This is a genomic window from Chitinibacter sp. S2-10, from assembly GCF_046530675.1.
Classification (GTDB): Bacteria; Pseudomonadota; Gammaproteobacteria; order Burkholderiales; family Chitinibacteraceae; genus Chitinibacter.
Genome location: NZ_CP172558.1, coordinates 1,223,925 through 1,247,597 on the forward strand (window position 1 = coordinate 1,223,925; position 23,673 = coordinate 1,247,597).

26 protein-coding genes are annotated in these 23,673 nt (G+C 53.1%); 21 read left to right on the forward strand and 5 right to left on the reverse strand.

Annotated elements, in window-relative coordinates:
- Positions 1–76: 76 nt before the first annotated feature.
- Positions 77–424 carry a BON domain-containing protein gene (locus tag ACG2XO_RS05855; RefSeq protein WP_410499882.1) on the forward strand — a complete coding sequence of 116 codons (348 nt, stop codon included), beginning with the start codon at positions 77–79 and terminating at the stop codon, positions 422–424.
- A gap of 85 nt (positions 425–509) precedes the next feature.
- Here ACG2XO_RS05855 and ACG2XO_RS05860 read toward each other — a convergent pair whose 3' ends face one another.
- Together ACG2XO_RS05860 and ACG2XO_RS05865 are read right to left on the reverse strand one after the other, a co-directional pair.
- The gene (locus ACG2XO_RS05860) at positions 510–2,120 is read right to left on the reverse strand and encodes a response regulator (RefSeq protein ID WP_410499883.1); all 1,611 of its coding nucleotides are present in this window, start codon (positions 2,118–2,120) and stop codon (positions 510–512) included.
- 274 nt (positions 2,121–2,394) lie between these two features.
- A complete protein-coding gene (locus ACG2XO_RS05865; protein ID WP_410499884.1) occupies positions 2,395–3,087 on the reverse strand; it encodes a sensor histidine kinase in 693 nt (230 codons plus the stop codon).
- Positions 3,088–3,327: 240 nt separating this feature from the next.
- Here ACG2XO_RS05865 and ACG2XO_RS05870 point away from each other — a divergent pair, with 240 nt between their 5' ends.
- The 7 genes from ACG2XO_RS05870 to ACG2XO_RS05900 all read left to right on the forward strand — a co-directional run bounded on the left by ACG2XO_RS05870 (position 3,328) and on the right by ACG2XO_RS05900 (position 9,934).
- Entirely contained in the window at positions 3,328–3,636 is a 309-nt protein-coding gene (locus ACG2XO_RS05870) for a GIY-YIG nuclease family protein (protein ID WP_410499885.1), read from the forward strand.
- Positions 3,637–3,993: 357 nt separating this feature from the next.
- Positions 3,994–4,896 (forward strand): ribokinase, encoded by a 903-nt coding sequence (gene rbsK, locus ACG2XO_RS05875; RefSeq protein WP_410499886.1) that lies wholly within the window; start codon positions 3,994–3,996, stop codon positions 4,894–4,896.
- Positions 4,893–5,291, forward strand: a complete 399-nt coding sequence (rbsD, locus tag ACG2XO_RS05880) for a D-ribose pyranase (RefSeq protein WP_410499887.1) — start codon at positions 4,893–4,895, stop codon at positions 5,289–5,291. Before rbsK ends, rbsD begins: the two co-directional genes overlap by 4 nt.
- Positions 5,292–5,300: 9 nt before the next feature.
- Entirely contained in the window at positions 5,301–6,776 is a 1,476-nt protein-coding gene (locus ACG2XO_RS05885) for a sugar ABC transporter ATP-binding protein (RefSeq protein ID WP_410499888.1), read from the forward strand.
- A complete protein-coding gene (locus tag ACG2XO_RS05890; protein ID WP_410499889.1) occupies positions 6,773–7,711 on the forward strand; it encodes an ABC transporter permease in 939 nt (312 codons plus the stop codon). The genes ACG2XO_RS05885 and ACG2XO_RS05890 overlap by 4 nt, the downstream gene beginning before the upstream one ends.
- A 207-nt stretch (positions 7,712–7,918) precedes the next feature.
- A complete protein-coding gene (locus ACG2XO_RS05895; RefSeq protein ID WP_410499890.1) occupies positions 7,919–8,851 on the forward strand; it encodes a D-ribose ABC transporter substrate-binding protein in 933 nt (310 codons plus the stop codon).
- 69 nt (positions 8,852–8,920) lie between these two features.
- Positions 8,921–9,934, forward strand: coding sequence for a LacI family DNA-binding transcriptional regulator (locus tag ACG2XO_RS05900; protein WP_410499891.1), 1,014 nt, complete (start codon positions 8,921–8,923; stop codon positions 9,932–9,934).
- Positions 9,935–10,040: 106 nt separating this feature from the next.
- Here the strand turns inward: ACG2XO_RS05900 and ACG2XO_RS05905 are convergent, their stop codons facing one another.
- From ACG2XO_RS05905 to ACG2XO_RS05915, 3 genes are all read right to left on the reverse strand, one after another.
- Positions 10,041–10,331, reverse strand: coding sequence for a hypothetical protein (locus tag ACG2XO_RS05905; protein WP_410499892.1), 291 nt, complete (start codon positions 10,329–10,331; stop codon positions 10,041–10,043).
- Positions 10,332–10,405: 74 nt separating this feature from the next.
- On the reverse strand, positions 10,406–11,668 hold the full coding sequence (locus tag ACG2XO_RS05910; protein WP_410499893.1) for an AmpG family muropeptide MFS transporter: 1,263 nt from the start codon (positions 11,666–11,668) through the stop codon (positions 10,406–10,408).
- Positions 11,669–11,692: 24 nt separating this feature from the next.
- Positions 11,693–12,508, reverse strand: coding sequence for an exodeoxyribonuclease III (locus ACG2XO_RS05915; protein WP_410499894.1), 816 nt, complete (start codon positions 12,506–12,508; stop codon positions 11,693–11,695).
- A 57-nt stretch (positions 12,509–12,565) separates the two neighbouring features.
- On the opposite strand from ACG2XO_RS05915, the gene pyrE reads away from it, so the two are divergent.
- From pyrE to atpA, 13 genes are all read left to right on the forward strand, one after another.
- Positions 12,566–13,204 (forward strand): orotate phosphoribosyltransferase, encoded by a 639-nt coding sequence (gene pyrE / locus ACG2XO_RS05920; RefSeq protein WP_410499895.1) that lies wholly within the window; start codon positions 12,566–12,568, stop codon positions 13,202–13,204.
- Positions 13,205–13,408: 204 nt separating this feature from the next.
- A complete protein-coding gene (locus ACG2XO_RS05925; RefSeq protein ID WP_410499896.1) occupies positions 13,409–13,993 on the forward strand; it encodes a DUF4124 domain-containing protein in 585 nt (194 codons plus the stop codon).
- A gap of 52 nt (positions 13,994–14,045) precedes the next feature.
- A complete protein-coding gene (ppgK, locus tag ACG2XO_RS05930) occupies positions 14,046–14,804 on the forward strand; it encodes a polyphosphate--glucose phosphotransferase (protein ID WP_410499897.1) in 759 nt (252 codons plus the stop codon).
- A 189-nt stretch (positions 14,805–14,993) separates the two neighbouring features.
- Positions 14,994–16,907 carry a tRNA uridine-5-carboxymethylaminomethyl(34) synthesis enzyme MnmG gene (mnmG, locus tag ACG2XO_RS05935; RefSeq protein WP_410499898.1) on the forward strand — a complete coding sequence of 638 codons (1,914 nt, stop codon included), beginning with the start codon at positions 14,994–14,996 and terminating at the stop codon, positions 16,905–16,907.
- Positions 16,904–17,554 carry a 16S rRNA (guanine(527)-N(7))-methyltransferase RsmG gene (rsmG, locus tag ACG2XO_RS05940; protein ID WP_410499899.1) on the forward strand — a complete coding sequence of 217 codons (651 nt, stop codon included), beginning with the start codon at positions 16,904–16,906 and terminating at the stop codon, positions 17,552–17,554. The genes mnmG and rsmG overlap by 4 nt, the downstream gene beginning before the upstream one ends.
- A gap of 131 nt (positions 17,555–17,685) precedes the next feature.
- A complete protein-coding gene (locus tag ACG2XO_RS05945) occupies positions 17,686–18,465 on the forward strand; it encodes a ParA family protein (RefSeq protein WP_410499900.1) in 780 nt (259 codons plus the stop codon).
- A gap of 37 nt (positions 18,466–18,502) precedes the next feature.
- Complete coding sequence (locus tag ACG2XO_RS05950; RefSeq protein ID WP_410499901.1) at positions 18,503–19,339, forward strand: ParB/RepB/Spo0J family partition protein; 837 nt, start codon at positions 18,503–18,505, stop codon at positions 19,337–19,339.
- Between the two features lie 160 nt (positions 19,340–19,499).
- Positions 19,500–19,874: an ATP synthase subunit I gene (locus ACG2XO_RS05955; protein WP_410499902.1), complete on the forward strand. Its 375-nt coding sequence runs from the start codon at positions 19,500–19,502 to the stop codon at positions 19,872–19,874.
- Between the two features lie 9 nt (positions 19,875–19,883).
- The gene (gene atpB, locus ACG2XO_RS05960) at positions 19,884–20,678 is read left to right on the forward strand and encodes a F0F1 ATP synthase subunit A (protein ID WP_410499903.1); all 795 of its coding nucleotides are present in this window, start codon (positions 19,884–19,886) and stop codon (positions 20,676–20,678) included.
- Positions 20,679–20,793: 115 nt separating this feature from the next.
- Positions 20,794–21,060 carry a F0F1 ATP synthase subunit C gene (gene atpE, locus ACG2XO_RS05965; RefSeq protein WP_348946626.1) on the forward strand — a complete coding sequence of 89 codons (267 nt, stop codon included), beginning with the start codon at positions 20,794–20,796 and terminating at the stop codon, positions 21,058–21,060.
- Positions 21,061–21,093: 33 nt separating this feature from the next.
- Positions 21,094–21,564 (forward strand): F0F1 ATP synthase subunit B, encoded by a 471-nt coding sequence (locus ACG2XO_RS05970; RefSeq protein WP_410499904.1) that lies wholly within the window; start codon positions 21,094–21,096, stop codon positions 21,562–21,564.
- A gap of 8 nt (positions 21,565–21,572) precedes the next feature.
- The gene (locus ACG2XO_RS05975) at positions 21,573–22,109 is read left to right on the forward strand and encodes a F0F1 ATP synthase subunit delta (protein ID WP_410499905.1); all 537 of its coding nucleotides are present in this window, start codon (positions 21,573–21,575) and stop codon (positions 22,107–22,109) included.
- Positions 22,110–22,117: 8 nt separating this feature from the next.
- Positions 22,118–23,659, forward strand: coding sequence for a F0F1 ATP synthase subunit alpha (atpA, locus tag ACG2XO_RS05980; RefSeq protein ID WP_410499906.1), 1,542 nt, complete (start codon positions 22,118–22,120; stop codon positions 23,657–23,659).
- Positions 23,660–23,673: the final 14 nt, after the last annotated feature.

A 23,673-nucleotide genomic window follows, 5' to 3' on the forward strand; every position in this document is an offset into this window, starting at 1 on the left:
ATGTATTGCTCATAGAATCGCTGAGAACAAAGCCCCAAGTAGCTAATTTTTTGATTTCCTTAGGATGAATAAAGCCATGAAACAAATTAAATTGATTGCGACATTATTGACAGTTGCTGTTTTGGCGACGGCCTGCAGCTCAGTGCCAGAACAAAAAGCGGCGGCACCTGCACCGGCTGAAAAACCGGCGGCTGATGCAGCTGCAATTGCGAAAGCAGTCAAAGTGGCACTGGATGCCGACGCGACGCTGAAAGCCTTTGACCTGAAAGTCACAGGCGCCAATGACAAGAAAAACCCGAGCAAAGTCGATGTGACCATCGACGGCAGCGTTGATAGCGGCGAACAGATGGCACAAGCCGGGATGATTGCCGAACAAGTGAAAGGTGTGCAATACGTATTCAATAACATCATGCCGAAAAACTGAACCAGCCCGCGTATGCGGTGCGGTGATGAAAAATGCCATTCGCAGCGACAGCGAATGGCATTTTTGTTGTTCAGACGATCAGTGTTTATTGCAATGCGCTTAACGCTTCTTGCAGCTGGGCAAAGCGTTTTTCACCCGGCGCAATCCGGTTTGCTTCGAGCAAGGCGGTTTTGGCTTCATTGATCAGGCTGGGGCTGACCCCGTTTCGCTGCATGTAGATCGTCGCGACATAGGCGAAATTGAGCAGGACACGCGGGTTGTTCGGCATGGTATTACGCGCAGTGCGGATGGCATTGAGGGCTTCCTCGACCTTGCCTTCGCGCATCAGCATCACGCCGCTGTTCATCAGCTCGACGGCTTCTTTGCGGCTGTCATTGACCAGACGTTCACCTTCTTCGGCCATTCCTGCGGCGCTGAACAGCGCTTGAACCTGGCCGGTGACAGTGCTGTTTTCATGATTATTTTTAACCACATTTTGCAGCAAAGAGACCGCGCTCTCGACCCGACCAGTCGACAATAGTAACTGTGCAGCTTCCAGCCCTGCAGCTTCGTTTTTCATGCTGGCGCATTGCTGCAATAATTGCTCGACTTCCTGCGCGGCTTCGCTGGCGCGCTGCAGATTATTGGTTTGGGTGTAGATCAGCCCTTCGGTGGCCTTGACTCGCAATTTGACTTCAGTATCAGAAAACTGCTTTTGCACGGTGGCCAGGACTTTAAGTGCTTCATCGGCTTTGTTGGTGGCGCCACAGACCTTGGCAAAACCCAGATAGGCATCCGGTGCATTCTGGACAGAATGTTCGCCGACCTGGATGCTTTTGCGAAATGCGCGCTCGGCGAGCGCCATATCCCCTCTTTGCAGTGCCAACGTGCCGAGTTCCTTTTGGCGCTGTGCCGAGTTGGGGGAAATTTTGACGGCCTCGGCCAGTGTCGCTTCGGCCTGCTCCGGCTGTTTGAGTTGTTGCTGGGCTTTGGCCAGCCAGTCATAGGCTTCCAGATAGGCACGATTGGTGGCGATACTCAGCTGGCAATGCTGGCTAGCGCCCTCAAAGTCCCCTTTGAGGAAGCAGACCTTGCCCAGTCCGGTTCGTGCCCAGGGGATTTCGCGCTCGGCCAGTACTTCCTCGAATAGGGCTGCAGCTTGCGCCGGTTCACCGGCATCCAGTAATAATTGTCCTTTGATCCGGCGCAATTCGGTCGCATTGGCCGTGTCGTGCGCCAGGCGTGCGTCGCATAAGGCAATGGCTCGCAAATAGTTTTTGTTGATGATGGCCTGATTGATCTCGGCAAAAGCCTGTTTTTTGGTACGGATCTTGTCGAGACGGCTGAGCAATAATTCGCCGGTGATCGGTTTGATCAGATAGGCGTCCGGTTGATATTCAACGGCCCCCATAATCCAGTCCGAACTTTTTTCCGCAGTAATCATGATCCAGGTACAGGTTGGGCTGATGAGCTGTTTGATTTTGGCTTCTTCCAGCACCTGTTGGCCATTCTTGCCATCGCCCAGATTGTAATCGCAAAGAACGACATCATATTTGCGACCACTCAGCTGCTTGATGGCATCCAGCCCGTTCATCGCCAAATCGATGGTGCTTGCGCCATTTTCACGCAGCATTTCGCGTAACAAGCTACGCATGCCCTGAAAGTCATCAATCACCAGAAAGGTGAGTTTGGCAAAATTGTCTTGAGGTAAAATCATGTTAGACCTAGGCTTTGTTGATGTTTGGTTTACGATTCCGCTGGAGCGATTTTTTTGATGAATCAAGGCATTAACTGCGATACATAGCCCGCTATTTGAGCTGTTAATAACGCCGAGTCATCAAAAAAAGCGCCCAGCCCGAAGGGTTTGGCTGTTTTTGGCCTGACACTGCGTTGCGAAGCCCTTGCATAGAGCGACTATGCGGCTGGCTCCGCGCCTTGTTTCAGGCCAAAACCAGCGCAAACGGAATTCGCAAACCAAATGTCAACAGAGCCTAGGGTAAGGTTAATACAAAGCAACCACCGCCCAGCGAGCCGCCGTTTTCCAGCCGGACTCGACCATACTGGGTTCGATTGTGATGAAGCCGCGCAACCTGAGTTGCAAAATACAGCCCCAAGCCAGTGCTGCCCGAGCTGAAATCAACGCCGCTACGCTCGGTCTGGCTATCGAACAACAGACGATCCGGGTAGCCACGACCATTGTCTTCGACGCGGATTTCCAGTTGTTTGTCCTGGATGGCGAAGGAAAGATGCACCGTATCCCGGGTGTATTTGACCGCGTTGTTCAACGCATGACTGATGACGCCATTGATGAGATCCGCATCGAAATGCCACTCCTGACCCTGCGCCACCGTGACTTCGAGTGCGACTTTGCGGGCATCGAATAGCGTGCGGTTTTGCAGCAATAGCTCATTGCAAAAATCAGCCAGTGCCTGTGGGTGGGAATCAAATGGGTAGAGCTGATTGCCCATTTTGTACAGTGTGAGCAAATGCATCAGGTTGTCATTGATGCGTTTTACTTCGTAAAGCATGCTGGATAACGGGTCATAATGGTGGGGTTTGTCCGGTGGGCTTTGTTCGATGAGCTGCTCCAGCGTACCCCCCAGCAGACACAGCGAGTTTTTCATGTCATGCACGGATGAGGCGAGAAAAACGGCAATATCCGGCTGTTGTTCAATATCATTCATGTCAAAATCTTCTGGTCGGCAGTGTGAATCAAATGGGCGGCAAACCCCCGTTGCATCCCGTTTCCGTTCATTCGCGATGAGTTTTCAACTATCCGCTAATGGACAGTCACAAGCGGATGAGCTCTGTTGAGCATAGTCTGCCGAAGTCGTTTCGACAAAAATGGCAGTTTTGATGGTTCCGATCTGGAGCAAGGGCGCAGTCAGCGCGGTGAGCTCCGGGCGAATTTCAGGAGGACTTCGATGCAGGTCTGGTTTGTCTATATCCTGCGCTGCCGCGACGGCAGCCTGTATACCGGCATTGCCATCGATGTTGCCAAACGCTTTGCTGCGCATCAGGCGGGCAAAGGCGCCAAATACACCCGTGCTCATCCGCCCGAATCGCTTGAATTGATTTTGCCGTGCGCCAATCGCAGCATCGCGCTCAAGCTCGAATACGCGATCAAACAACGCTCCGCTGCCGATAAAAAACGCTGGATCGCCGGTGAAACTCCGCAATTACCCGCGTTTTATTGTGACGAACAGCAGCTATGGCAGCTTTGCGACGCGTAATCGCTGTTTTCGACGAATCCACTGCCATTCTTTCCATACCTGCCATTCGGCAAACTTATTCTCATATTGATCAATTATTTAGGGCGCTCATTATCTAAGCTCCTATACATCTTGCCGCCGCAAAAATGGCTCTGCAGATCTGGCGGTTTTTGTTGCTGATCTCAGGCCAAAAAATCAGCAAGCGCGATCAGTAAACCCTGCACCAGCAGACGCTAAGGTTTTTCCGCATCAGGGATGTAGTGTATATATTTTAACTACATAGCTTTGATATAAATCAAACCGCGTTGCTGATAACGGTTTAGCATGATCATATTGCAGTAATTGTTGCAGCTAAACCGGATTAGTTTGGGGGAAGCGATGAATAAGGTTCTGGTGGTAGGCAGTATCAATATGGATCTGGTTGCCCAGGTCGGACAATACCCGCGCCTCGGTGAGACTTTGCTGGGACAAAGCTTTGCAACGTATCACGGCGGAAAAGGCGCTAATCAGGCTGTGGCTGCTGCACGCTTGGGTGCTCAGGTCACGATGATAGGCCGGGTCGGTGACGATGCTTTTGGACGTGAACTCACCAGCGCACTGAAAAACGAAGGGATCAACACCGACTGGATCAAGGTCAGCCCGGCTACCGCCAGCGGGATTGCCATGATCACACTGGCGGGCAGTGATAACGCGATTATCGTCGTTCCCGGCGCCAATGCCTGCTTAAGCCCTGCCGATATTGAAGCGGCAGAAAGCTCTTTTGCCGATGCGGATGTGGTGATTGCCCAGCTGGAAACCCCGCTGGCAACGATCAGGAAAGCCGCAGAGCTGGCGCAGCGACATCACAAACCCTTTATTTTGAATCCGGCTCCGGCCATGCGGCTCGATGATGCATTGCTGGATCAGGTGGCCTTACTTACTCCCAATGAATTTGAGCTTGGTATGGCGCTGGGTTTGCCCGAAAGCGAGTGGCGTCAGGCATTGCAGCAAAGCCCTGGCAAAATTTTGATGACGGCAGGTTCCGATGGCGCATGGTATTGCGATGCTGCTGGCGTTTTGCAGCAACAACGCAGCTTTAAAGTGACTGCGCTGGATACGACAGGCGCGGGCGACACGTTTAACGGCGCTTTGGTGGCTTTCTGGGATTTGGGTTTGCCTGAGGCTAGCCGTATGGCCTGCGCCGCAGCCGCTTTGTCGGTGACCAAAGCCGGAGCGCAAGGGGGAATGCCAAGCAAGGCGCAATTGCTTGATTTTCTGGCCGCGCAGGGAGGTGCAGCATGAAAAAACTGGGACATCTGAATCGCGACATCGCTCGCGTCCTCGCCAGTATGGGGCATACCGATTGCATTGTGATCGCCGATTGTGGCTTGCCAGTGCCTGAGCACATCGAATGTATTGATTTGTCGTTGCGTCTGGGTACGCCTGCTTATTTCGATACGCTAGATAGCATTCTGGCTGACTTTCAGGTCGAGCGTGCTGTGCTGGCCAGCGAATGCCAGAGTAAAAATCCGGCGGTGGCCGAGCAGGCGGCGAGTATGGCCAAACAGGGCGTGCAGATCGAGTTTGTTCCGCATGAACAATTCAAACAGCTGACACACCATGCCCGCGCCATTATCCGTACCGGTGAAGCCAGCCCGTACGCCAATATTGTGCTGTATTCGGGTGTCATTTTTTAGGGGGTTGCCATGTTGATCCAAATGAGCGGTATCAGCAAGGCCTTTGGGCCAGTCAAGGTGCTCGAAGGAGTCGAGTTTGCCCTTGATCGTGGTGAAATCCATGCGCTGATGGGTGAAAACGGCGCAGGTAAATCTACGCTGATGAAAATTCTCTGCGGGGTGTATCAGGCTGACGCCGGCACGGTTGCTGTCGATGGGAAGCATACCCTGATTAAAAATACCCGCGATGCAGAAAAACTCGGAATTGCCATTATCCATCAGGAGCTCAATCTGATTCCGCAATTGTCGGTGATGGAAAATATGTTTCTCGGGCGTGAGCCGCGCCATTTCGGCATTATCAACACGATCAAAATGCGTGCGAAATGTCTGGAATATCTCAAACTGCTCGGCATCGAAAATCTCGACCCTGATATTGAAGCGGGCAAGCTGTCGATCGGCCAGCAGCAAATGGTCGAGATTGCCAAGGCACTGTCACTTAACGCGCAAACACTGATCATGGACGAGCCGACCGCCGCCTTGTCCGAACGTGAAACCGAAAAATTGTTCGGCATCATTGCCGATTTGAAAGCACGTGGCGTCGGTATTGTGTATGTCTCGCACCGGATGGAAGAAATTTTCAAAATCTGCGACAAGATTTCAGTCTTGCGCGACGGGCAATTTGTCGGTGAACGCGAGATTGCCAATACCGATTTTGATGAAATCGTCCGCATGATGGTGGGGCGCGAAATTGGCGACCGTTTCCCGGTTCGCAATGCCACCTTGGGCGAAATTCGCCTCAAGGTTTCCAATCTGGCCGACGCCAGCATCAGCGGCATTGAATTTGACGTGCGCGCCGGTGAAGTACTCGGCATTGCCGGTTTGATGGGCGCCGGGCGTAGTGAAATCCTGAAAACCATTTTCGGCATCAACCGCAAAGTGTCCGGCACGATAGAGCTCGATGGCAAACCGCTGAACGTCAGCTCGCCCGGCGAAGCGATTGAGGCGGGAATCGGTTTTGTCACCGAAGACCGTAAAAGCCAGGGGCTGGTACTGGGTTTGTCGGTGCGCGAAAACGCGACGCTGGCCAATCTGTCCAAATATGCCCGTTTTGGCGTCATCAATCATGCCGAGCAAATGGCGGTAGTGCAGCGCGAAATTGAGCGGATGCATATCCGGACGCGTGATGCCGAGCTGGAAGTCAAATCGCTCTCTGGCGGTAACCAGCAAAAAGTCGTGTTTGCCAAATGGCTGGGCATTGCACCAAAAGTGTTGTTTCTCGATGAACCAACACGCGGTGTCGATGTGGGCGGCAAGGCCGAAATTTATCAAATCATCAATGAATTGGCGCAGTCCGGCGTTGCTATCGTCATGGTGTCTTCCGAATTGCCCGAGGTGCTGGCAATGAGCGACCGGATTCTGGTGATGCATCAGGGGCGACAGGCTGGCATTTTCAGTCAGGCCAGCGCCGAAACCATCATGACTGCTGCAACAGGAGGTTTGAAATGAATGTCCATCAAAAGGCCACACTACAAAAATTGGGTCCGTTTCTGGCGCTACTGGTGCTGGTCGCCGGCTTGGCCGTCACCAGCGCGGATTTTCTGACTGTTGGTAATTTGCTCAATGTTTTCCGTCAGGTTTCGATTAATGCGCTGATTGCATTCGGCATGACGATGGTCATTCTGCTCGGTGGAATCGATTTGTCGGTGGGGTCGATTCTGGCGCTGTCGTCCGTCTTTACTGCGCTGATGCTCAGTCATGGTATCGACCCTGTGGTCGCTACCAGTGTCGGTATTCTGGCAGGGGCTGGCATGGGGATGCTCAATGGTCTGGTGATCAGCAAGGGCAAGGTTGCGCCATTTATCGCGACGCTGGGAACGATGACGATTTTGCGCGGTCTGGCGCTGGTTTTTTCCGAAGGTCGTCCGATTACCGGGCTTGATAGTGACTTTTTCGCCATGCTGGGCGGTGGCTATGTCGCCGGTTTTATCCCGGTGCCGGTCATCATGATGGGGGTGATGTTCGTCGTATTCTGGTTTGTGCTCAAACGCACCGTTTTTGGCCGTCATGTGTATGCCGTCGGGGGTAACGAAGAAGCTGCCAGCCTGTCGGGTATTAAAACGGATCGCATCAAAATCTGGGTTTACACCTTGTCCGGTGCAATGGCTGCAACAGCAGGCATGATTCTGACGTCGCGGCTTAATTCGGCACAGCCTACGGCGGGAACCGGCTATGAGCTCGATGCCATTGCTGCGGTGGTGCTGGGCGGCACCAGTCTGACTGGTGGCCGTGGCTGGATTTTCGGCACACTCGTTGGTGCGCTGCTGATCGGGGTTCTGAATAACGGTTTGAACTTGCTGGGCGTGTCGTCGTTCTACCAGCAAGTGATTAAAGGTGTCGTGATCCTGCTGGCGGTATTGCTCGATCGTGCGAACAAAAAATAAGAGGTATTGCTATGCAGCCTAAAAACAGCATGGCCTTCAGGCAAATACCCTAAGTAATCGTGCAAAAGTTTTGGCCCGAGGCCACCCCGTCCTGCGAGGCGCGAAGTCGTAGACAGTACAGGTAGTACGGCAAGGCGAAGCAACAATGCGCGGAAACTTTTGCTTAAGCACTTAGTTATCTTTCTTTTTAAACAAACGGAGTCAACCATGAAACGCATTTTGTCCCCCCTGCTGATCGGCTTGCTCGCAACCGGTCTGATTGCCTGCTCGAAACAAGGCCCAGAAACCCAGACCGCTTCCGAACCGGCAGCCGCAGCAAGCGCTACGCTCAGTGTTGGCCTGGCCATTTCAACGCAAAACAACCCGTTCTTTGTCGCCTTGCGCGATGGTGCAGATGCAGAAGCCAAAGCTCAGGGCGTCACGCTGATTACGGTGGATGCACAGGATGATTCGGCCAAGCAGATTTCGAATATCGAAGACTTGATCCAGAAAAAAGTACAGGTCATTCTGATTAACCCGACTGACTCCAGCGCAGTGGCCGGTGTCGTCAAGGAAGCTCTGAAGGCCGGCATCAAAGTCGTCTCGCTTGATCGCAGTGTCAACGGCGCCGAAGTGAATGCCCATATCGCGTCGGATAATGTCGCTGGCGGCAAAATGGCAGCGGATTTCCTGCTGGAAAAAATTGGCGGCAAAGGCAATATCGTCGAGCTGGAGGGTATTCCAGGCTCATCAGCAGCCCGTGAACGGGGTCAGGGTTTCCACTCGGTCATTGATGGCAAGGCAGATGTGAAACTGGCGGCGAAACAAGCGGCTGATTTTGACCGCGCCAAAGGCCTGACCGTGATGGAAAACATCCTGCAGGGCAATAAAGATGTTAAAGGCGTGTTTGCACATAACGATGAAATGGCGCTGGGTGCACTTAAAGCGATTGAAGCGGCTGGCCTCAAAGGCGTGGTCGTGGTCGGTTTTGATGCCACGCCGGATGCTGTCAATGCGGTGAAAGCGGGTCAACTGGCTGCAACAGTGCAACAAAAACCGGAACTGATCGGTAAAATGGGCGTTGATGCCGCTTTGAAACTGAGTAAAGGCGAAGCGGTAGATAAATTCATTCCGGTGCCTTTGGATCTGGTGAAACAATAAAATCCTCAAATCCAACGGCCGCTAAACCCCGATGCCAGTCAATACTGGCATCGGCTTTTTGGAGCAGGCATGACTGCCTATCAGCGCTTGACGATTGCCGATATTGCACAACTGGCCGGGGTGTCAAAAACCACGACCAGCATGATTCTGAACGGTCGTGCCGAACAATACCGCATTGCCGCAGCGACGGTTGAGCGTGTGCAGCAGATCGCAGCCGAACATCATTTCCAGCCTTCGGCTTCGGCGCGTTTATTGCGCTCGCGACGCAGTGGGACATTGGGTCTGGTGATTCCCGAGTTGACCAACTTCGCCCACGCCATGCTGGCGCAAACGCTGGAGCCCTTGTGCCGCGATGCGGGTTTTCAACTATTTGTCGTCAGCAGCAATGATGATGCCGAAATGGAAATCAGGGCGGTCGAACAATTGCTGGCGCGACAGGTCGATGGCCTGATGCTGGTGCCCTGTTCCAACAATGCCAAGCTGTATGCCAAATGGGCCAAGCGGATGCCGCTGGTGCTGCTTGACCGTCGGGTGATAGACAGCAATTTGCCTTTTGTCGTCAGCGATGCTGAAAAGCAGGTTTTTGAGCTGATCTCAACAGTGCTGGCGCACGGCATTCGGGAGATCGCGTATTTTGGCGGACAGATGAGTTTATCGCCCAGCGTTGATCGCCTTGCCGGTTATCAAAAGGCCTGGCAGGCCGCCGGGCTGGCGCCTGATCCGCAACTGATCAAGCATCGTAATTATCAGCAACACAGCGGTTATTCGATGATGGCGGAATGTTATACGCAGCTCGGCCGCTATCCGGAGGCCATTTTCTGTGCATCCATCTCGCTGCTGGAGGGTGTGCTTGAGTTTATGAACGAGCTGGATCATTTCAAAACCGCGCCGCAACATTTGATGAGTTTTGATGATCATCGACTACTCGACTGCATGCCTCGCGCCATCAATTCCGTCGTACAGGATAGTGCAGCGCTGGCGGCACAAAGCCTGCAGCGCATTCAATCGCAACTGGCCGGCGAAGCCGTCGAATCCTGCTGGGTTGCAAGCCGTATCAACTGGCGACAGACCTATCCGGATTGAGCTCTCTCCCGGCTCAGTCAATGACTTGTGGTGTAAGTGGGTTGGAGGCTGTGATGGCGATGATTTCAGATACTTGATGACGTCGCATCAATCGCCCCTGACGCGTTTAATTGAGCTTGCCAAGAGCCTCATTGATATTGATTTCATCTTCTGAAAAGCAATATTCATTCGATTCGGTTTTGATATGCAGGTATTTTTTGGCAGGGGATTTTTTTCGTAGGAGATACGTACTGATCAAGCCAGCGACCAGCATTGAAAATACGCTGCCAAGGTAGTTATTTTCCTGATTGTAAAGCCGATTTTTCCGCTCGTCGCCTGACTCGCCATCAACCCAGTATTTTTTAATTTCACTGGAATTGATTTGTACAGCACCAATTTCTACCGCCTTTTCGTTCATTTTATTCCCCGTGTTGGCATTGTGTCAGACCTAAGTATGCTACAATTCAGCAAGTCTTGCCGTTAGCATCGGGTTTAATCCTCTGTCGGAACCGGCTCCGGCGCATCCAGCTTGCTGATGGTTTTGCGCAAGAACACAACGAGCGCCAAGCCCGGCAATGCGACCAGCGCCGAGAAAACAAAGAAATTCGCCCAGCCCAGCGCGACGACCAGATAGCCCGAAGCCGGGCCGACGTAGACGCGGCCAAAAGCAGCGAGCGCTGAGAGCAGCGCAAATTGTGTCGCGGTAAAGCGCGGGTTGCACAGGCTCATCAGCAAGGCGACCGCAGCGGTTGTTCCCATTCCGCCCGCCAGATTTTCGCCGCCAATCGCAAAATACAGCAGCGGCAAACTCGGCGCGCCGTGCAGCGCAATCAGCCAGTAGCCGAGATTCGTCAGTGCTTGCAATACGCCAAAGACCAGAAGCGAGCGGTACAGCCCCCAGCGCAGCATCAGCACCGCACCGGCAAAGCCGCCAAAAATCGTTGCGATCATGCCGAACACTTTATTGGCCGAGCCGATCTGCGTTTTTACGTAACCCATATCGAGCAGGAATTTGGTCGACAGGCTGCCGGCAAACGCGTCGCCCAGTTTGTAGGCGACGACCAGAGTCAGCAGCAAAATCGCGCCGTCGCGGCTAAAAAACTCGTGCAGCGGCTCGATAATCGCTTCGCGCAGCGAACGTGGCGGCTGGTGCTGTACTTCAGGCTCGGGCGAAAACAGCGTGACCAGTGCCATGGCGGCCATGATGGCCGCCATCACCCAGTAGGTTTGCTGCCAGCTCAAGTGGCCATCGGCCAGAATCAGCGCCAGCGCACCTGAAGTCAGCATCGCCATCCGGTAGCCGAAAACACCAACGGCAGCGCCGGCACCACGCTCGGCTTGATGCAGCGTTTCGGTTCGATAGGCGTCGATGACGACGTCCTGCGTTGCGGAGAAAAATGCGACCAGTAGTGCGAGTACGGCAAACGTCGCCAGATGCGTTTTCGGATCAAGCCCACCCATAAATGCAATGGCTCCGGCCAGCGCCAATTGCGCGAGCAACATCCAGCCGCGCCGCCGTCCCAGAAAGGGCATCGGGAAACGGTCAATCAGCGGCGACCAGAGGAATTTCCATGTATACGGCTGGCCGACCAAGGTGAACCAGGCAATGGTTTTGATGTCGAGACCGGCATCCGATAACCAGGCCTGCAGTGTCGAGCCGGTCAGCGCCAGCGGCAAGCCCGAGGCAAAACCCAGAAACATCGCCGCAGCGATGCGGCGATTATTAAACACGGCAAGATAGTGATTGATATTCATGGGTATATGGCTGCAGCTATTGTTTTAATTGTTTTCTATGGCAATACACGGTGTGTGTATGTTTGCTTGTGATTCGATGCTGTAGTCGTAATCAACGATTAGCGGCGCGTGATCCGAGAATTTTTCGTCTTTGTATATGCTGGCCGCAGTGGCGGTGGCCGCGAGTGCAGGCGTCGCAATCTGATAGTCAATCCGCCAGCCGACGTCCTTGGCATAAGCCTGACCGCGATTGCTCCACCAGGTGTAGCCGGGGATTTCGGGGTACAGCGTGCGCCAGGTGTCACGCCAGCCGCTGGCGAGCAATTTGGTGAACCACATCCGCTCTTCAGGCAGAAAGCCCGAATTTTTCAGATTGCCTTTCCAGTTTTTCAGATCGATTTCGTTATGCGCGATATTCCAGTCACCCATGACGATGACATCGCGCCCGGATTGTCGTAATTCTTCCAGATGCGGCCAGAAACGATCCAGAAAGCTGAATTTCACATCCTGCCGCTCTTCCGATGATGAACCGGAAGGCAGGTACAAGGAGACCACCGACAGCTTGCCAAAACGCACTTCCAGATAGCGGCCTTCAGCATCAATATCGGCAATGCCCAGCCCGGTAATCACTTCGTCGGGCTCGCTGCGGCAATACAGGCCAACACCGCTATAGCCTTTCTTTTCTGCATAATGAAAATAGGCGTGATAGCCGTCAGGCGTATGCTCGGGTTTGAGGTCGGCTGCTTGGGCTTTCAATTCCTGCACGCCGATGACGTCGGCATTCTGACTGGCCAGCCAGTTGAAAAAACCTTTGCTCGTTGCCGAGCGGATGCCGTTCAGATTGGCCGAAATGATGCGCACTGGGTTTATCCTTGATGGTAAAATGCTTACAAACTTCACGAAGAGCAGGAATCAGACATGAGCGACTTCCGTCAGGATTTCATCCGTTTTGCCGTCGAACAGAAAGTGCTCTGTTTTGGCGATTTTATCACCAAAGCGGGTCGTAACTCGCCGTACTTCTTTAATGCCGGGCTGTTTAGCGATGGCACTTCGGTTGGTGAGCTGGCGCGTTTTTATGCGCAAGCGGCGCTGGCGTCCAAAGTTCAGTTTGATGTGCTGTTCGGGCCTGCCTATAAAGGCATTGTCTTGGCATCAGCCACCGCAGTGGCTTTGGCCAATGCCGGTCATAATGTACCGTTTGTTTTTAACCGCAAAGAGGCCAAGGATCACGGCGAAGGCGGTGTTCTGGTCGGTGCGCCATTGAAAGGCCGCGTGATGATCATCGACGATGTGATCTCGGCCGGTACATCGGTGCGCGAATCGGTGAACATGATTCGTGCCGCAGGTGCTGAGCCCGCGGGTGTACTGATCGCACTTGACCGAATGGAGCGCGGTCAAGGTGAGCTGTCAGCGGTACAGGAAGTCGAACAACAATTTGGCATTCCGGTGATTCCTATTGCATCTTTGCAGGATTTGCTGGGTTTTCTTGCCGGGCAGGACGGGATGGCCGAGAATCTGGACAAGGTTCAACAATATCGTGCGAAATATGGGGTTTAAGTAGGCAAGCAAAAGTTTTCCAGCTTTGGCCTAAGGCCATGGGCTACGCTAAGGCAACAAGTTGCCAAGCTACGCCACACGTTACCTCGCCTTGCCGTACGTGTGTACTGGCGTCGCGCGGTGCCTTGCAGGACGGGGTGGCCTCGGACCAAAACTTTTGTACGGTTACTTAACAGAATTTCGGCGTTTCAACAGGGTTAATCCATGCGGCATTTCATTGTTTTAGTGATGTTCTTCACAACGGTGCTGAGCGCGCAAGCGGCTCAGCTTTATCGCTGGGTCGATGAGAATGGCAAGGTTCAGTACAGTGACAAGCCGCCATCAGGCCAATCCAAGGAGCTGACCGAGCTGGATAAACAGGGGCGCGCTCGCAACACGGGCAGCAATCTCAGCGAGGCCGAACGTGCTGCCGAGCGTGAAAAACAGAAGCAGCTGACCGAGCAGCGCCGCAAGGATAAAGCCCTGCTGCAATCGTTCTCCAAACCTGAAGAGGTCGATATTCTGCGTGATCGTCAGCTCGAAGCACTGGCTGCCGCACAGCAAACCAATAAGCTGCGGCTGAACAGTTTGCAGGAGAGGCACAAGCGATTAAATCAACAGGCCGAACGCCTTAACAAGGCCAAAAAACCGATTCCCGCCGATTTGCAGACCGAACTTGATCTAAATCGAGACGAGATCAAGTCGGTTAATGAATCATTGACACGTCAGGATCAGGATGCGGTCAAAATCCGTGAAAAGGCCGAGGCTGACAAGGCGCGGCTGATCCAGTTGCGCAGCGTTTCCCCTTAAGCATGTTGGCGTCTTGCTGCCTTAGAATCTAATTTTTGTTGAAGACTTATTCATGACGACACGCATTGTTCTGGGAATCGATATCGGCGGTACCGGCATCAAAGGTGCTCCGGTCAATATTGATACGGGCGAGCTTGCCGCGCCGCGCCACCGGATCGCGACGCCACAGCCTGCCACGCCGGAAGCGGTGGGTGCTGTGGTCAAGCAGATTGTCGAGCACTTTCACTGGAGCGGGCCGATAGGCTGCACCTTCCCGGCGATTGTTCACAATGGCGTAACCTTGTCGGCGGCCAATGTTGATCAAACCTGGCTCAATGCACCTGCACAACAAATCCTCGCTGCGGCGACGGGCTTGCCCTTAATCATCCTGAACGATGCCGATGCGGCGGGTTTGGCCGAAGTGACGTTTGGCGCAGCCAAGGGGCGCGGCGGCAAAACCATCGTGATTACTTTGGGGACCGGCATCGGTAGCGCGCTGATTGTTAATGGCGAGCTGATCACCAATACCGAATTCGGGCATCTGATTTTCCCGAAAGACATGATTGCCGAAAAATATTGCTCGGCCAAAGTCAAAGAAGACAAAGATCTGAGCTGGAAAGAATACAATCCGCGGCTCAATGCCTACCTGCTGCATTTGCAACTCTTGTTTTCCCCTGATCTGATCATTGTCGGTGGTGGTGTCAGTAAAAAGGCCGACAAATTCATTCCCGAAATGAAAGGCCTGCGCTGCGAGCTGGTCGCGGCAACGCTGAAGAATGAAGCCGGCATCATTGGCGCAGCACTTGAGGCCGCGAAGATTTTTCACGCTTAAGCGGTGGCCATAATCTGCTATAGGTATATGGCTGTGGCTTACGGTAACTATGGCTTGTGGTGTTATACGTCTGGGCGGTATTTGAAAATGACCAAAAATTCAAGCGTATCGTCTTGCTGCGCCTCTCACACCAAGTCCCTGTTTTAGCGTAGAATATTGCCCCTTTACCGCTGTTTGGGGCCCTGTGCCATGCTTTACCCTGATCGTTATGATGTGATTGTCGTTGGTGGCGGCCATGCCGGTACCGAAGCTGCGCTCGCCAGCGCGCGCATGGGGCGCAAAACCTTGCTGCTCACGCACAATATCGAAACGCTGGGGCAGATGAGCTGCAACCCGTCGATTGGCGGCATCGGCAAAGGTCATCTGGTCAAGGAAGTCGACGCGCTCGGCGGCGCGATGGCGCTGGCGACCGATCTGTCCGGCATCCAGTTCAAAACACTCAATTCGAGCAAAGGCCCGGCAGTCCGTGCGACGCGCGCGCAAGCTGACCGAGTGCGCTATAAAGCGGCAATTCGCCATATGCTGGAAAATCAGGAAAACCTCGATCTATTCCAGCAAGCGGTTGACGATCTGATTCTGGATGGCGACAAAGTCGTCGGCGCGGTCACGCAAATCGGCATCGAATTTCGCGCGAGCGCCGTTGTGCTGACTGCAGGCACTTTCCTCGGCGGCAAAATCCACGTTGGCCTCGAAAACCACGTCGGTGGTCGCGCTGGCGATCCGGCGTCGATCACTTTGTCGCAAAAACTGCGCGAATTACAGCTACCCGTTGGCCGCCTGAAAACCGGCACGCCGCCGCGCATTGACGGGCGAACGATCAATTTTGACGTGCTTGGCATTCAGCCAGGCGACACGCCCGAGCCAGTGTTTTCACTGCGCGGCACACGCGAGATGCACCCGAAACAATTGCCATGCTGGATCGCGCATACCAACCTGAAAACGCACGATATTATCCGCAGCGGTTTTGATCGCAGCCCGATGTTTACCGGCAAAATCGAAGGCGTCGGCCCGCGCTATTGCCCAAGTATCGAAGATAAAATCAACCGCTTTGCCGATAAAGACAGCCATCAGATTTTCCTTGAGCCCGAAGGCTTGGACACCAACGAATTTTATCCGAACGGCATCTCGACCAGCTTGCCCTTCGATATTCAGCTCGCTGCCTTGCAATCAATTGAAGGCTTGGAAAACGCCCGCATTCTGCGCCCAGGTTATGCGATCGAATACGATTATTTCGACCCACGCGCGTTGAAAAACAGTTTTGAATCCAAAGCGATCAAGGGTCTGTATTTTGCCGGTCAGATCAACGGTACGACCGGTTACGAAGAAGCCGCTGCGCAAGGTCTGTTTGCCGGCTTGAACGCAGCATTGTATGCACGCGACGAAGCGCCGTGGTGTCCGGGTCGCGATGAGGCATATCTGGGGGTATTGGTCGACGATCTAATCACCAAGGGCGTTACCGAGCCATACCGTATGTTTACCAGCCGCGCCGAGTTCCGTTTGCAGCTACGCGAAGACAACGCCGATTTGCGCCTGACTGAACATGGCCGCCGTCTGGGCTTGGTCGGTGATGAGCAATGGCAACTGTTCAGCGAAAAACGTGAAGCCATCGCCAGCGAATTCGAGCGTCTGAAATCGACGTGGGTTAACCCGCGTATCTTGGCGGCAGCCGAGGCCGAGCGCGTTTTGGGTAAGGCGATTGAGCGCGAATATACGCTGGCCGATTTATTGCGCCGCCCCGAAGTCACCTATGAAAGCCTGATGAGTCTGGAAGTCGCTGGCCCCGGCGTGACTGATGAGAAAGTTGCCGAACAGATCGAAATTCAAGTGAAATACCAAGGTTATATCGAACGCCAGCAAGGCGAAGTCGCCAAACGCGATACGCTGGAAGACGTGGCCTTGCCGGATGATTTTGATTTCACCCAAGTGCCTGGTTTATCAAAAGAAATTCAGCAGAAACTGAGCACGCAACGCCCACAAACATTGGGGATTGCCTCGCGTATTTCCGGCGTCACACCGGCCGCGATTGCGCTGTTGGTTGTTTACATCAAGAAAAGCCGCATGGCCGCAGCTGCCGATGAGTCGGCCGTAAAGGACGTGCAATGAGCGACGCAATGAATGGCCATTTGGCGGCGATGCTGGCGCAAGGGCTGGCTGAAATGGGTTTGCCGCTGGATGCTGCGCAACAAAGCAAATTGCTGGCCTACGTGGCTTTGCTACAAAAATGGAACAAGGTCTATAGCCTGACTGCGATTCGCGAGCCGGAAAAAATGGTGACTCATCACCTACTCGATTCGCTGGCGCCGTTGTTGTTCTTGCCGACAACGCCTTTGCGCATGGTCGACGTGGGGTCTGGTTTCGGTACGCCCGGTATTCCGTTTGCGATTGCCCGTCCCGATTGGGCTTTGACTTTGCTCGATTCTAACCAGAAAAAAACCACTTTTCTGCGGCAGGCGATTCTTGAGCTGGGTTTGTCCAATGTCAGTGTGATTACCGGTCGCGTCGAAGCGGTCGAGCCTGCTGCGAAGTTTGACGTGATTACCTCACGCGCTTTTGCCGATCTCGCCGACTTCATCAACTGGACCCGGCATTTGCTCGCTGACGGCGGTGAATGGGCTGCCCTAAAGGGGGTATATCCCCAGGACGAAATAGCAAGCTTGCCTGCGGGGGTATACGTCGATGGGGTAGATGCGCTGAGCGTTCCGGGGCTCGATGCGGAGCGGCATTTGGTGCATATCCGTAAGGCCGCTTGAGCGAGATTCATGTTGCACTGCACAGGCTTGTGCAGCAGATGAAGCGCATTAATTAGCAGCACCGAGTAAACTAGCGACTTTGGCGTTTCACGCCCAACATAGTGAAAATCAAGCCAGGTGGGAATCAAGCGATGAAAATTTTGGCGATTGCGAATCAAAAAGGCGGCGTCGGTAAAACGACGACCGCCGTGAATCTGGCGGCCAGTCTTGCCCAGCTCGGCAAGCGCGTACTGCTGGTCGATCTTGATCCGCAAGCCAATGCGACGATGGGGTCGGGAATCGATAAAACCAAGTTGCGCCACTCGGTCTATTCACTGTTGCTGGGCGAATCGGACATGGCCAAAACCATTGTTCGCTCTGAATCCGGTGGTTTTGACCTGGTGCCGTCGAGTCGCGATTTGGCGGGCGCCGAAGTCGAGCTGGTTGATGCCGAAGCACGCGAATCCCGCCTGAAAAAAGCATTGGCACAGGTGGCTGGGCAATATGATTTTGTGATTCTGGATTGTCCGCCTGCGCTTAATTTACTGACACTGAATGGTCTCGTTGCTGCCGACGCGGTGATGATCCCGATGCAGTGCGAATATTATGCGCTCGAAGGTTTGTCCGATCTGGTCAATACGCTGAAACGCATCAAACAAAATCTGAACCGAAAAATTGAGATTGAAGGCTTGCTGCGCACGATGTTCGACCCGCGCTCAACGCTGGCGCAGCAAGTGTCTGATCAGCTGGTCAAGCACTTCACCAGCAAGCTCTATCACACGGTGATTCCGCGCAATGTGCGTCTGGCCGAGGCGCCGAGCTACGGCCGCCCGATTCTGGCCTACGACAAATCGTCAAAAGGCGCGCAAGCTTATTTGCAGCTGGCAGAAGAATTGCTGGCGCGCCATGATGCGCTTGAAGCCGCAGTCTAATCATCAGTGCTGCGCACTGCTTTAAGGATGTTCATGCATGTCGAGTAAAAAATTCAAAGGACTGGGTCGCGGTCTGGATGCCTTGATGGGCGATACCGCCGCTGGTGATGAGCTGAAAACGCTCTCCGTGACCGCCTTGCAGCCGGGCAAATACCAGCCACGTACTTTGATGAACGAAGAGGCGCTCGAAGAGCTGGCCAATTCGATTCGCGCTCAGGGTCTGATGCAGCCGATTCTGGTGCGCGAAATCGACGTCGATCAATATGAAATCATCGCCGGCGAACGCCGTTGGCGTGCCGCACAGTTGGCAGGTTTGAGCGAAATCCCCGCTTTGGTGCGTGAAATTGCCGATGAATCCGCGCTGGCGATGGCGCTGATCGAAAATATCCAGCGTGAAAATCTCAATCCGCTTGAAGAAGCCATCGGGATTGCCCGGCTGGTTGACGAGTTTGGATTGACGCAGGAGGCTGCTGCGCATGCTTTGGGCAAGTCACGATCGGCCGTCGCTAATTTACTGCGTCTGCTTAATTTGGACGAAGCCGTTCGTGACATGCTGCTGGCTGGACAGCTTGATATGGGTCATGCCCGCGCATTATTGCCCTTGCTGCCAGAGCAGCAGTTGAGTGCCGCCCGTCATGTGGTGCTCAAAGGCCTGTCGGTACGTGAAGTTGAGGCTCTGGTGAAAAAGATGCAGGCCGAGCCACAAACCAAGCCTGCCGTATCGCCTGATCCGCAACTTGTGGCATTTCAAGAGCGCCTTGCCGAGCGGCTGGGGGCGAAAGTGCAGATTCAGGCTGGTAAAAAAGGCGGCGGCAAAATCACCATTGAATACCTCAGTGGCGAGCAATTGGATGCTTTGCTGTCACGCCTGTAAGTCGAAACTGAATTTCAAATTACAGGCAAAAAATAAAGTCTTTTGAAGTGCTTATTGCCTGTTGCTTGGGAAAATAAATGTCTCCAAGTCAATGCGTAAAATTGACGTAGAGCAAGTCTACTCCGTATAATCGCGGGGTTTCGCTTGTGGTGAAGCACAGATGGTCAGGACTGCACAGATTTGGGGCGTGATTCGCTTGAAGCTGGGGATTACGGCGGTGTTAGCCGTTGCGCTTCTCCTGATTTTGGGTCAAAAGGCTGCAATTGCAAGTGGGTTGGGTGGTTTTGTCGCAATTTTGGGTGCGGTGTTGTATGCAATGATCGCATATGGCTCGATAGGCAGTGTGAAGTTTGCGCCCCCAGCCGAAATCATGCGCCGCCATTTTGCAGCCGAAATGGCCAAGCTTTGTATGACGTTGCTGGCATTTGCAGCGTTATTTATTTTTTACCGGCAGGCAGACTGGCTCTGGGTGTTTATCGGATACCTTGCAGCAGCTAGTGCCTACTGGTTTGGGCTTTTAATTCATAAACGGTAATAAAAAGTTATGGCACAAGATGCAACTAGTTATATCCAGCACCATTTGACCTTTGCCAAGTCTGGCGGGGTTCATTTGGACACTTTCTGGATCGCCCTGGTTCTGGGCTTGATTTTCGTCGGTGTATTTGCCTATGTCGCCCGTAAAGCCACTTCCGGCGTTCCTGGCGGCCTGCAAAACTTTGTCGAATTGATTGTTGAAATGGTCGACAACCAGATTAAAGACGCTTTTCACGCCAAATCCAAAGTCATCGGTCCATTGAGCCTGACAATTTTCTGCTGGGTTTTCCTGATGAACAGCATGGACTTCTTGCCGGTTGATTTGCTGCCAATGCTGGCGCAGTGGGTGGGCGCGACGTTCTTCGGCGCAGATCCGCATCATGTTTACCTGCGTGTGGTGCCAACTGCCGACGTGAATCAGACTTTTGCCATGTCACTGACTGTGATGTTGTTGATCGTTGGTTTTTCGATCTCCGCTAAAGGCCTGTTCGGCTGGATCAAAGAATTGTTTACTGCGCCATTTCATGCAGATGGCTTGGTGATGACCATCATCTTGATGCCAGTTAACTTTGCGTTCCAATTGATTGAATTGGCCGCCAAACCGATCTCTCTGGCTTTGCGTCTGTTCGGTAATATGTATGCCGGTGAGTTGATCTTTATTCTGATCGCCTTGCTGCCATGGTGGATCAACTGGGTACTCGGTACGCCATGGGCGATCTTCCACATTCTGGTTGTAACGCTGCAAGCTTTCGTGTTCATGATGCTGACCATCGTATATCTGAGCTTGGCTGTAGAAGACCACTAAGATTTCTGTCCGTTGGCGTGTGTCGGTTGGGTGCACGGCGTCGGACAAAGTTTTACCCAACCTAGTAACTTTGATTTAACCCTTAGGAGTATCAAAAATGGCAACACCTGAAGTAATTGCTTCCGTACAAGGTATGACTGTAATCGCTGCTGCGATCATCATTGGTCTGGCTGCAATCGGTACCGCTCTCGGTTTCGCGATTCTCGGCGGTAAATTCCTCGAGTCTTCTGCTCGTCAACCAGAAATGATCCCAGTTTTGCAAACTAAACTGTTCATTATTGCTGGTCTGTTGGACGCGATTTCTATGATCGGCGTTGGTGTTGCGATGCTTTACACATTCAACAACCCATTCCTCGCTGCCCTGACTGCTGCTGCTCAGTAATCATTTGATCAGCCTTTAAGGAGGACATTCAGCGTGGAATTTAATGCATCTCTCATAGGTCAGATGATCACTTTTGGTCTTTTGATCCTGTTCACGATGAAGTTTGTTTGGCCTCCGCTGACCAAGATGATGGATGAGCGTGCCAAGCGCATCGCTGATGGCTTGGCTGCGGCTGACCGTGCAAAGCAAGATCTCGAAAATGCTGAGAAAAAATCAGCAGACAAATTGCGTGAAGCTAAGCAACAGGCAACCGAGATCATTGCTCAAGCGGAAAAGCGTGCTGCACAACTCGTCGATGAAGCCAAAGCGACAGCCAAAGTGGAAGGCGAACGCCTGATCGCTGGCGCGCAAGGCGAAATCGAGCAGCAAATTCAACATGCAAAAGAATCTCTCCGTCAGCAAGTGGCCTCTTTGGCTGTTGCTGGTGCCGAGAAAATTCTGCAGCGCGAAGTTGACGCTGCCAAGCATGCCGATATGCTGTCATCTATCAAAGCGGAATTGTAAGAACAGTCATGGCAGAACTTATAACCGTCGCTAGACCCTACGCTGAAGCGGTATTCCGCTTGGCCAAAGACAGCAATACGCTGGCTCAATGGTCGGACGTTCTGGCAAACCTTGCGACTATCGCAGGGAATCAGGATGCCCTTGATGTAGTGGCTAATCCAAAGTGTTCTGCTGCCCAGGTTCAGGAGCTGTTGGTCGGGCTCTTGGGTGCTGGCGCGAGCGCAGAGGTTAAAAACTTCCTGGCAACAGTGATTGAAAATGGTCGCTTTACTACCTTACCGGCAGTGGCGACGCTTTTCGAAGAACTGAAAGCGGCAGATGAGGGTGTTGCGCAAGCGCACATCGAATCTGCTTTTGCTGTGACTGATGCCCAACTGGCCGAACTGACGGCTACGCTCAATCAGCAACTCAAGCGCAAGATCACCGCCGATGTGAGTGTCAATCCCGATTTGATCGGTGGTGTGAAAGTCACCATCGGTGATCTGGTTATTGATGCCTCTGTCCGTGGCAAATTAACTGCTCTTGCAACGAGCCTGAAGAGTTAGGAGAAATCATGCAACTTAATCCGTCCGAAATCAGTGAACTGATTAAAGCTCGGATCCAGAATCTGCCGCAAGGCGCACAGGCCAGCACGACTGGTACTGTTGTGTCAGTAACTGACGGTATCGTGCGCGTGCACGGCCTGTCTGAAGTTATGCAAGGCGAGATGCTGGAATTCCCGGGTAATACCTACGGTTTGGCGCTCAATCTGGAGCGTGATTCCGTTGGTGCCGTAATTATGGGTGACTACAAACACATCGCCGAAGGTGATGAGGTTAAATGTACTGGTCGCATCTTGGAAGTGCCTATCGGTCGCGAACTGGTTGGCCGTGTGGTCAATGCATTGGGTCAGCCTATCGACGGTAAAGGCCCTCTGGGCACGACACTGTCTGCTCCGATCGAAAAAATCGCTCCGGGCGTTATTGCTCGTCAATCTGTATCACAACCACTGCAAACTGGTATCAAAGCAATCGATACCATGGTGCCAGTAGGTCGTGGTCAGCGTGAGTTGATCATTGGTGACCGTCAAACCGGTAAAACTGCCGTTGCATTGGATGCGATCATCAATCAGAAAGGCACTGGCGTAACGTGTATCTACGTTGCAATCGGCCAGAAAGCATCTTCTATTGCGAACGTGGTTCGCAAACTGGAAGAGCACGGCGCGTTGGCTCATACCATCGTCGTTGCTGCTGCCGCTTCTGAATCAGCTGCACTGCAATACATCGCTGCATACTCTGGTTGCACGATGGGTGAATACTTCCGCGACCGCGGTGAAGATGCGCTGATCGTATACGATGATTTGTCTAAGCAAGCCGTTGCTTACCGTCAAATCTCGTTGCTGCTGCGTCGTCCACCAGGCCGTGAAGCTTTCCCTGGCGACGTATTCTATCTCCACAGCCGCTTGTTGGAACGCGCTGCGCGTATCAATGAAGCTGAAGTTGAGAAATTGACGAATGGCGAAGTGAAAGGCAAAACAGGTTCTTTGACTGCACTGCCTATCATTGAAACTCAAGCTGGCGACGTATCTGCTTTCGTTCCAACTAACGTTATTTCGATTACTGATGGTCAGATTTTCTTGGAAACTGACTTGTTCAACGCGGGTATTCGCCCAGCGATGAATGCAGGTATTTCGGTATCACGTGTAGGTGGTGCAGCGCAGACTAAAGTTGTTAAGAAGCTGGGTGGCGGTGTACGTCTGGCTCTGGCTCAGTACCGTGAATTGGCGGCATTTGCCCAGTTCGCATCTGATCTGGACGAAGCGACTCGTAAACAGCTGGAAAACGGTAAATTGGTGACTGAGTTGATGAAACAAGCTCAGTACAGCCCATTGAAAGTTGGCGAACTGGGTGTAACCCTGTTGCTGATCAACAAAGGTGCTTTTGCTGATGTCGCTGTTGACCGTGCACTGGCATTCGAAGCTGCTTTCCTCAGCCACCTCAAGGCAAACCACGCTGATGTATTGGCGCGTATCGATGAGAAAGGTGAACTTTCTGCTGATGATGAAGCGACCATTCTGAAAGCTGCGGATTCCTTCAAGGCCGGCGCTGCTTACTGATTTGAGACGTAGAT

Coding starts and splice junctions, on each gene's coding strand:
- ACG2XO_RS05855 (WP_410499882.1), top strand. CDS start 77: ATGAAACAAATTAAATTGATTGCGACATTATTGACAGTTGCTGTTTTG.
- ACG2XO_RS05860 (WP_410499883.1), bottom strand. CDS start 2,120: ATGATTTTACCTCAAGACAATTTTGCCAAACTCACCTTTCTGGTGATT.
- ACG2XO_RS05865 (WP_410499884.1), bottom strand. CDS start 3,087: ATGAATGATATTGAACAACAGCCGGATATTGCCGTTTTTCTCGCCTCA.
- ACG2XO_RS05870 (WP_410499885.1), top strand. CDS start 3,328: ATGCAGGTCTGGTTTGTCTATATCCTGCGCTGCCGCGACGGCAGCCTG.
- rbsK (WP_410499886.1), top strand. CDS start 3,994: ATGAATAAGGTTCTGGTGGTAGGCAGTATCAATATGGATCTGGTTGCC.
- rbsD (WP_410499887.1), top strand. CDS start 4,893: ATGAAAAAACTGGGACATCTGAATCGCGACATCGCTCGCGTCCTCGCC.
- ACG2XO_RS05885 (WP_410499888.1), top strand. CDS start 5,301: ATGTTGATCCAAATGAGCGGTATCAGCAAGGCCTTTGGGCCAGTCAAG.
- ACG2XO_RS05890 (WP_410499889.1), top strand. CDS start 6,773: ATGAATGTCCATCAAAAGGCCACACTACAAAAATTGGGTCCGTTTCTG.
- ACG2XO_RS05895 (WP_410499890.1), top strand. CDS start 7,919: ATGAAACGCATTTTGTCCCCCCTGCTGATCGGCTTGCTCGCAACCGGT.
- ACG2XO_RS05900 (WP_410499891.1), top strand. CDS start 8,921: ATGACTGCCTATCAGCGCTTGACGATTGCCGATATTGCACAACTGGCC.
- ACG2XO_RS05905 (WP_410499892.1), bottom strand. CDS start 10,331: ATGAACGAAAAGGCGGTAGAAATTGGTGCTGTACAAATCAATTCCAGT.
- ACG2XO_RS05910 (WP_410499893.1), bottom strand. CDS start 11,668: ATGAATATCAATCACTATCTTGCCGTGTTTAATAATCGCCGCATCGCT.
- pyrE (WP_410499895.1), top strand. CDS start 12,566: ATGAGCGACTTCCGTCAGGATTTCATCCGTTTTGCCGTCGAACAGAAA.
- ACG2XO_RS05925 (WP_410499896.1), top strand. CDS start 13,409: ATGCGGCATTTCATTGTTTTAGTGATGTTCTTCACAACGGTGCTGAGC.
- ppgK (WP_410499897.1), top strand. CDS start 14,046: ATGACGACACGCATTGTTCTGGGAATCGATATCGGCGGTACCGGCATC.
- mnmG (WP_410499898.1), top strand. CDS start 14,994: ATGCTTTACCCTGATCGTTATGATGTGATTGTCGTTGGTGGCGGCCAT.
- rsmG (WP_410499899.1), top strand. CDS start 16,904: ATGAGCGACGCAATGAATGGCCATTTGGCGGCGATGCTGGCGCAAGGG.
- ACG2XO_RS05945 (WP_410499900.1), top strand. CDS start 17,686: ATGAAAATTTTGGCGATTGCGAATCAAAAAGGCGGCGTCGGTAAAACG.
- ACG2XO_RS05950 (WP_410499901.1), top strand. CDS start 18,503: ATGTCGAGTAAAAAATTCAAAGGACTGGGTCGCGGTCTGGATGCCTTG.
- ACG2XO_RS05955 (WP_410499902.1), top strand. CDS start 19,500: ATGGTCAGGACTGCACAGATTTGGGGCGTGATTCGCTTGAAGCTGGGG.
- atpB (WP_410499903.1), top strand. CDS start 19,884: ATGGCACAAGATGCAACTAGTTATATCCAGCACCATTTGACCTTTGCC.
- ACG2XO_RS05975 (WP_410499905.1), top strand. CDS start 21,573: ATGGCAGAACTTATAACCGTCGCTAGACCCTACGCTGAAGCGGTATTC.
- atpA (WP_410499906.1), top strand. CDS start 22,118: ATGCAACTTAATCCGTCCGAAATCAGTGAACTGATTAAAGCTCGGATC.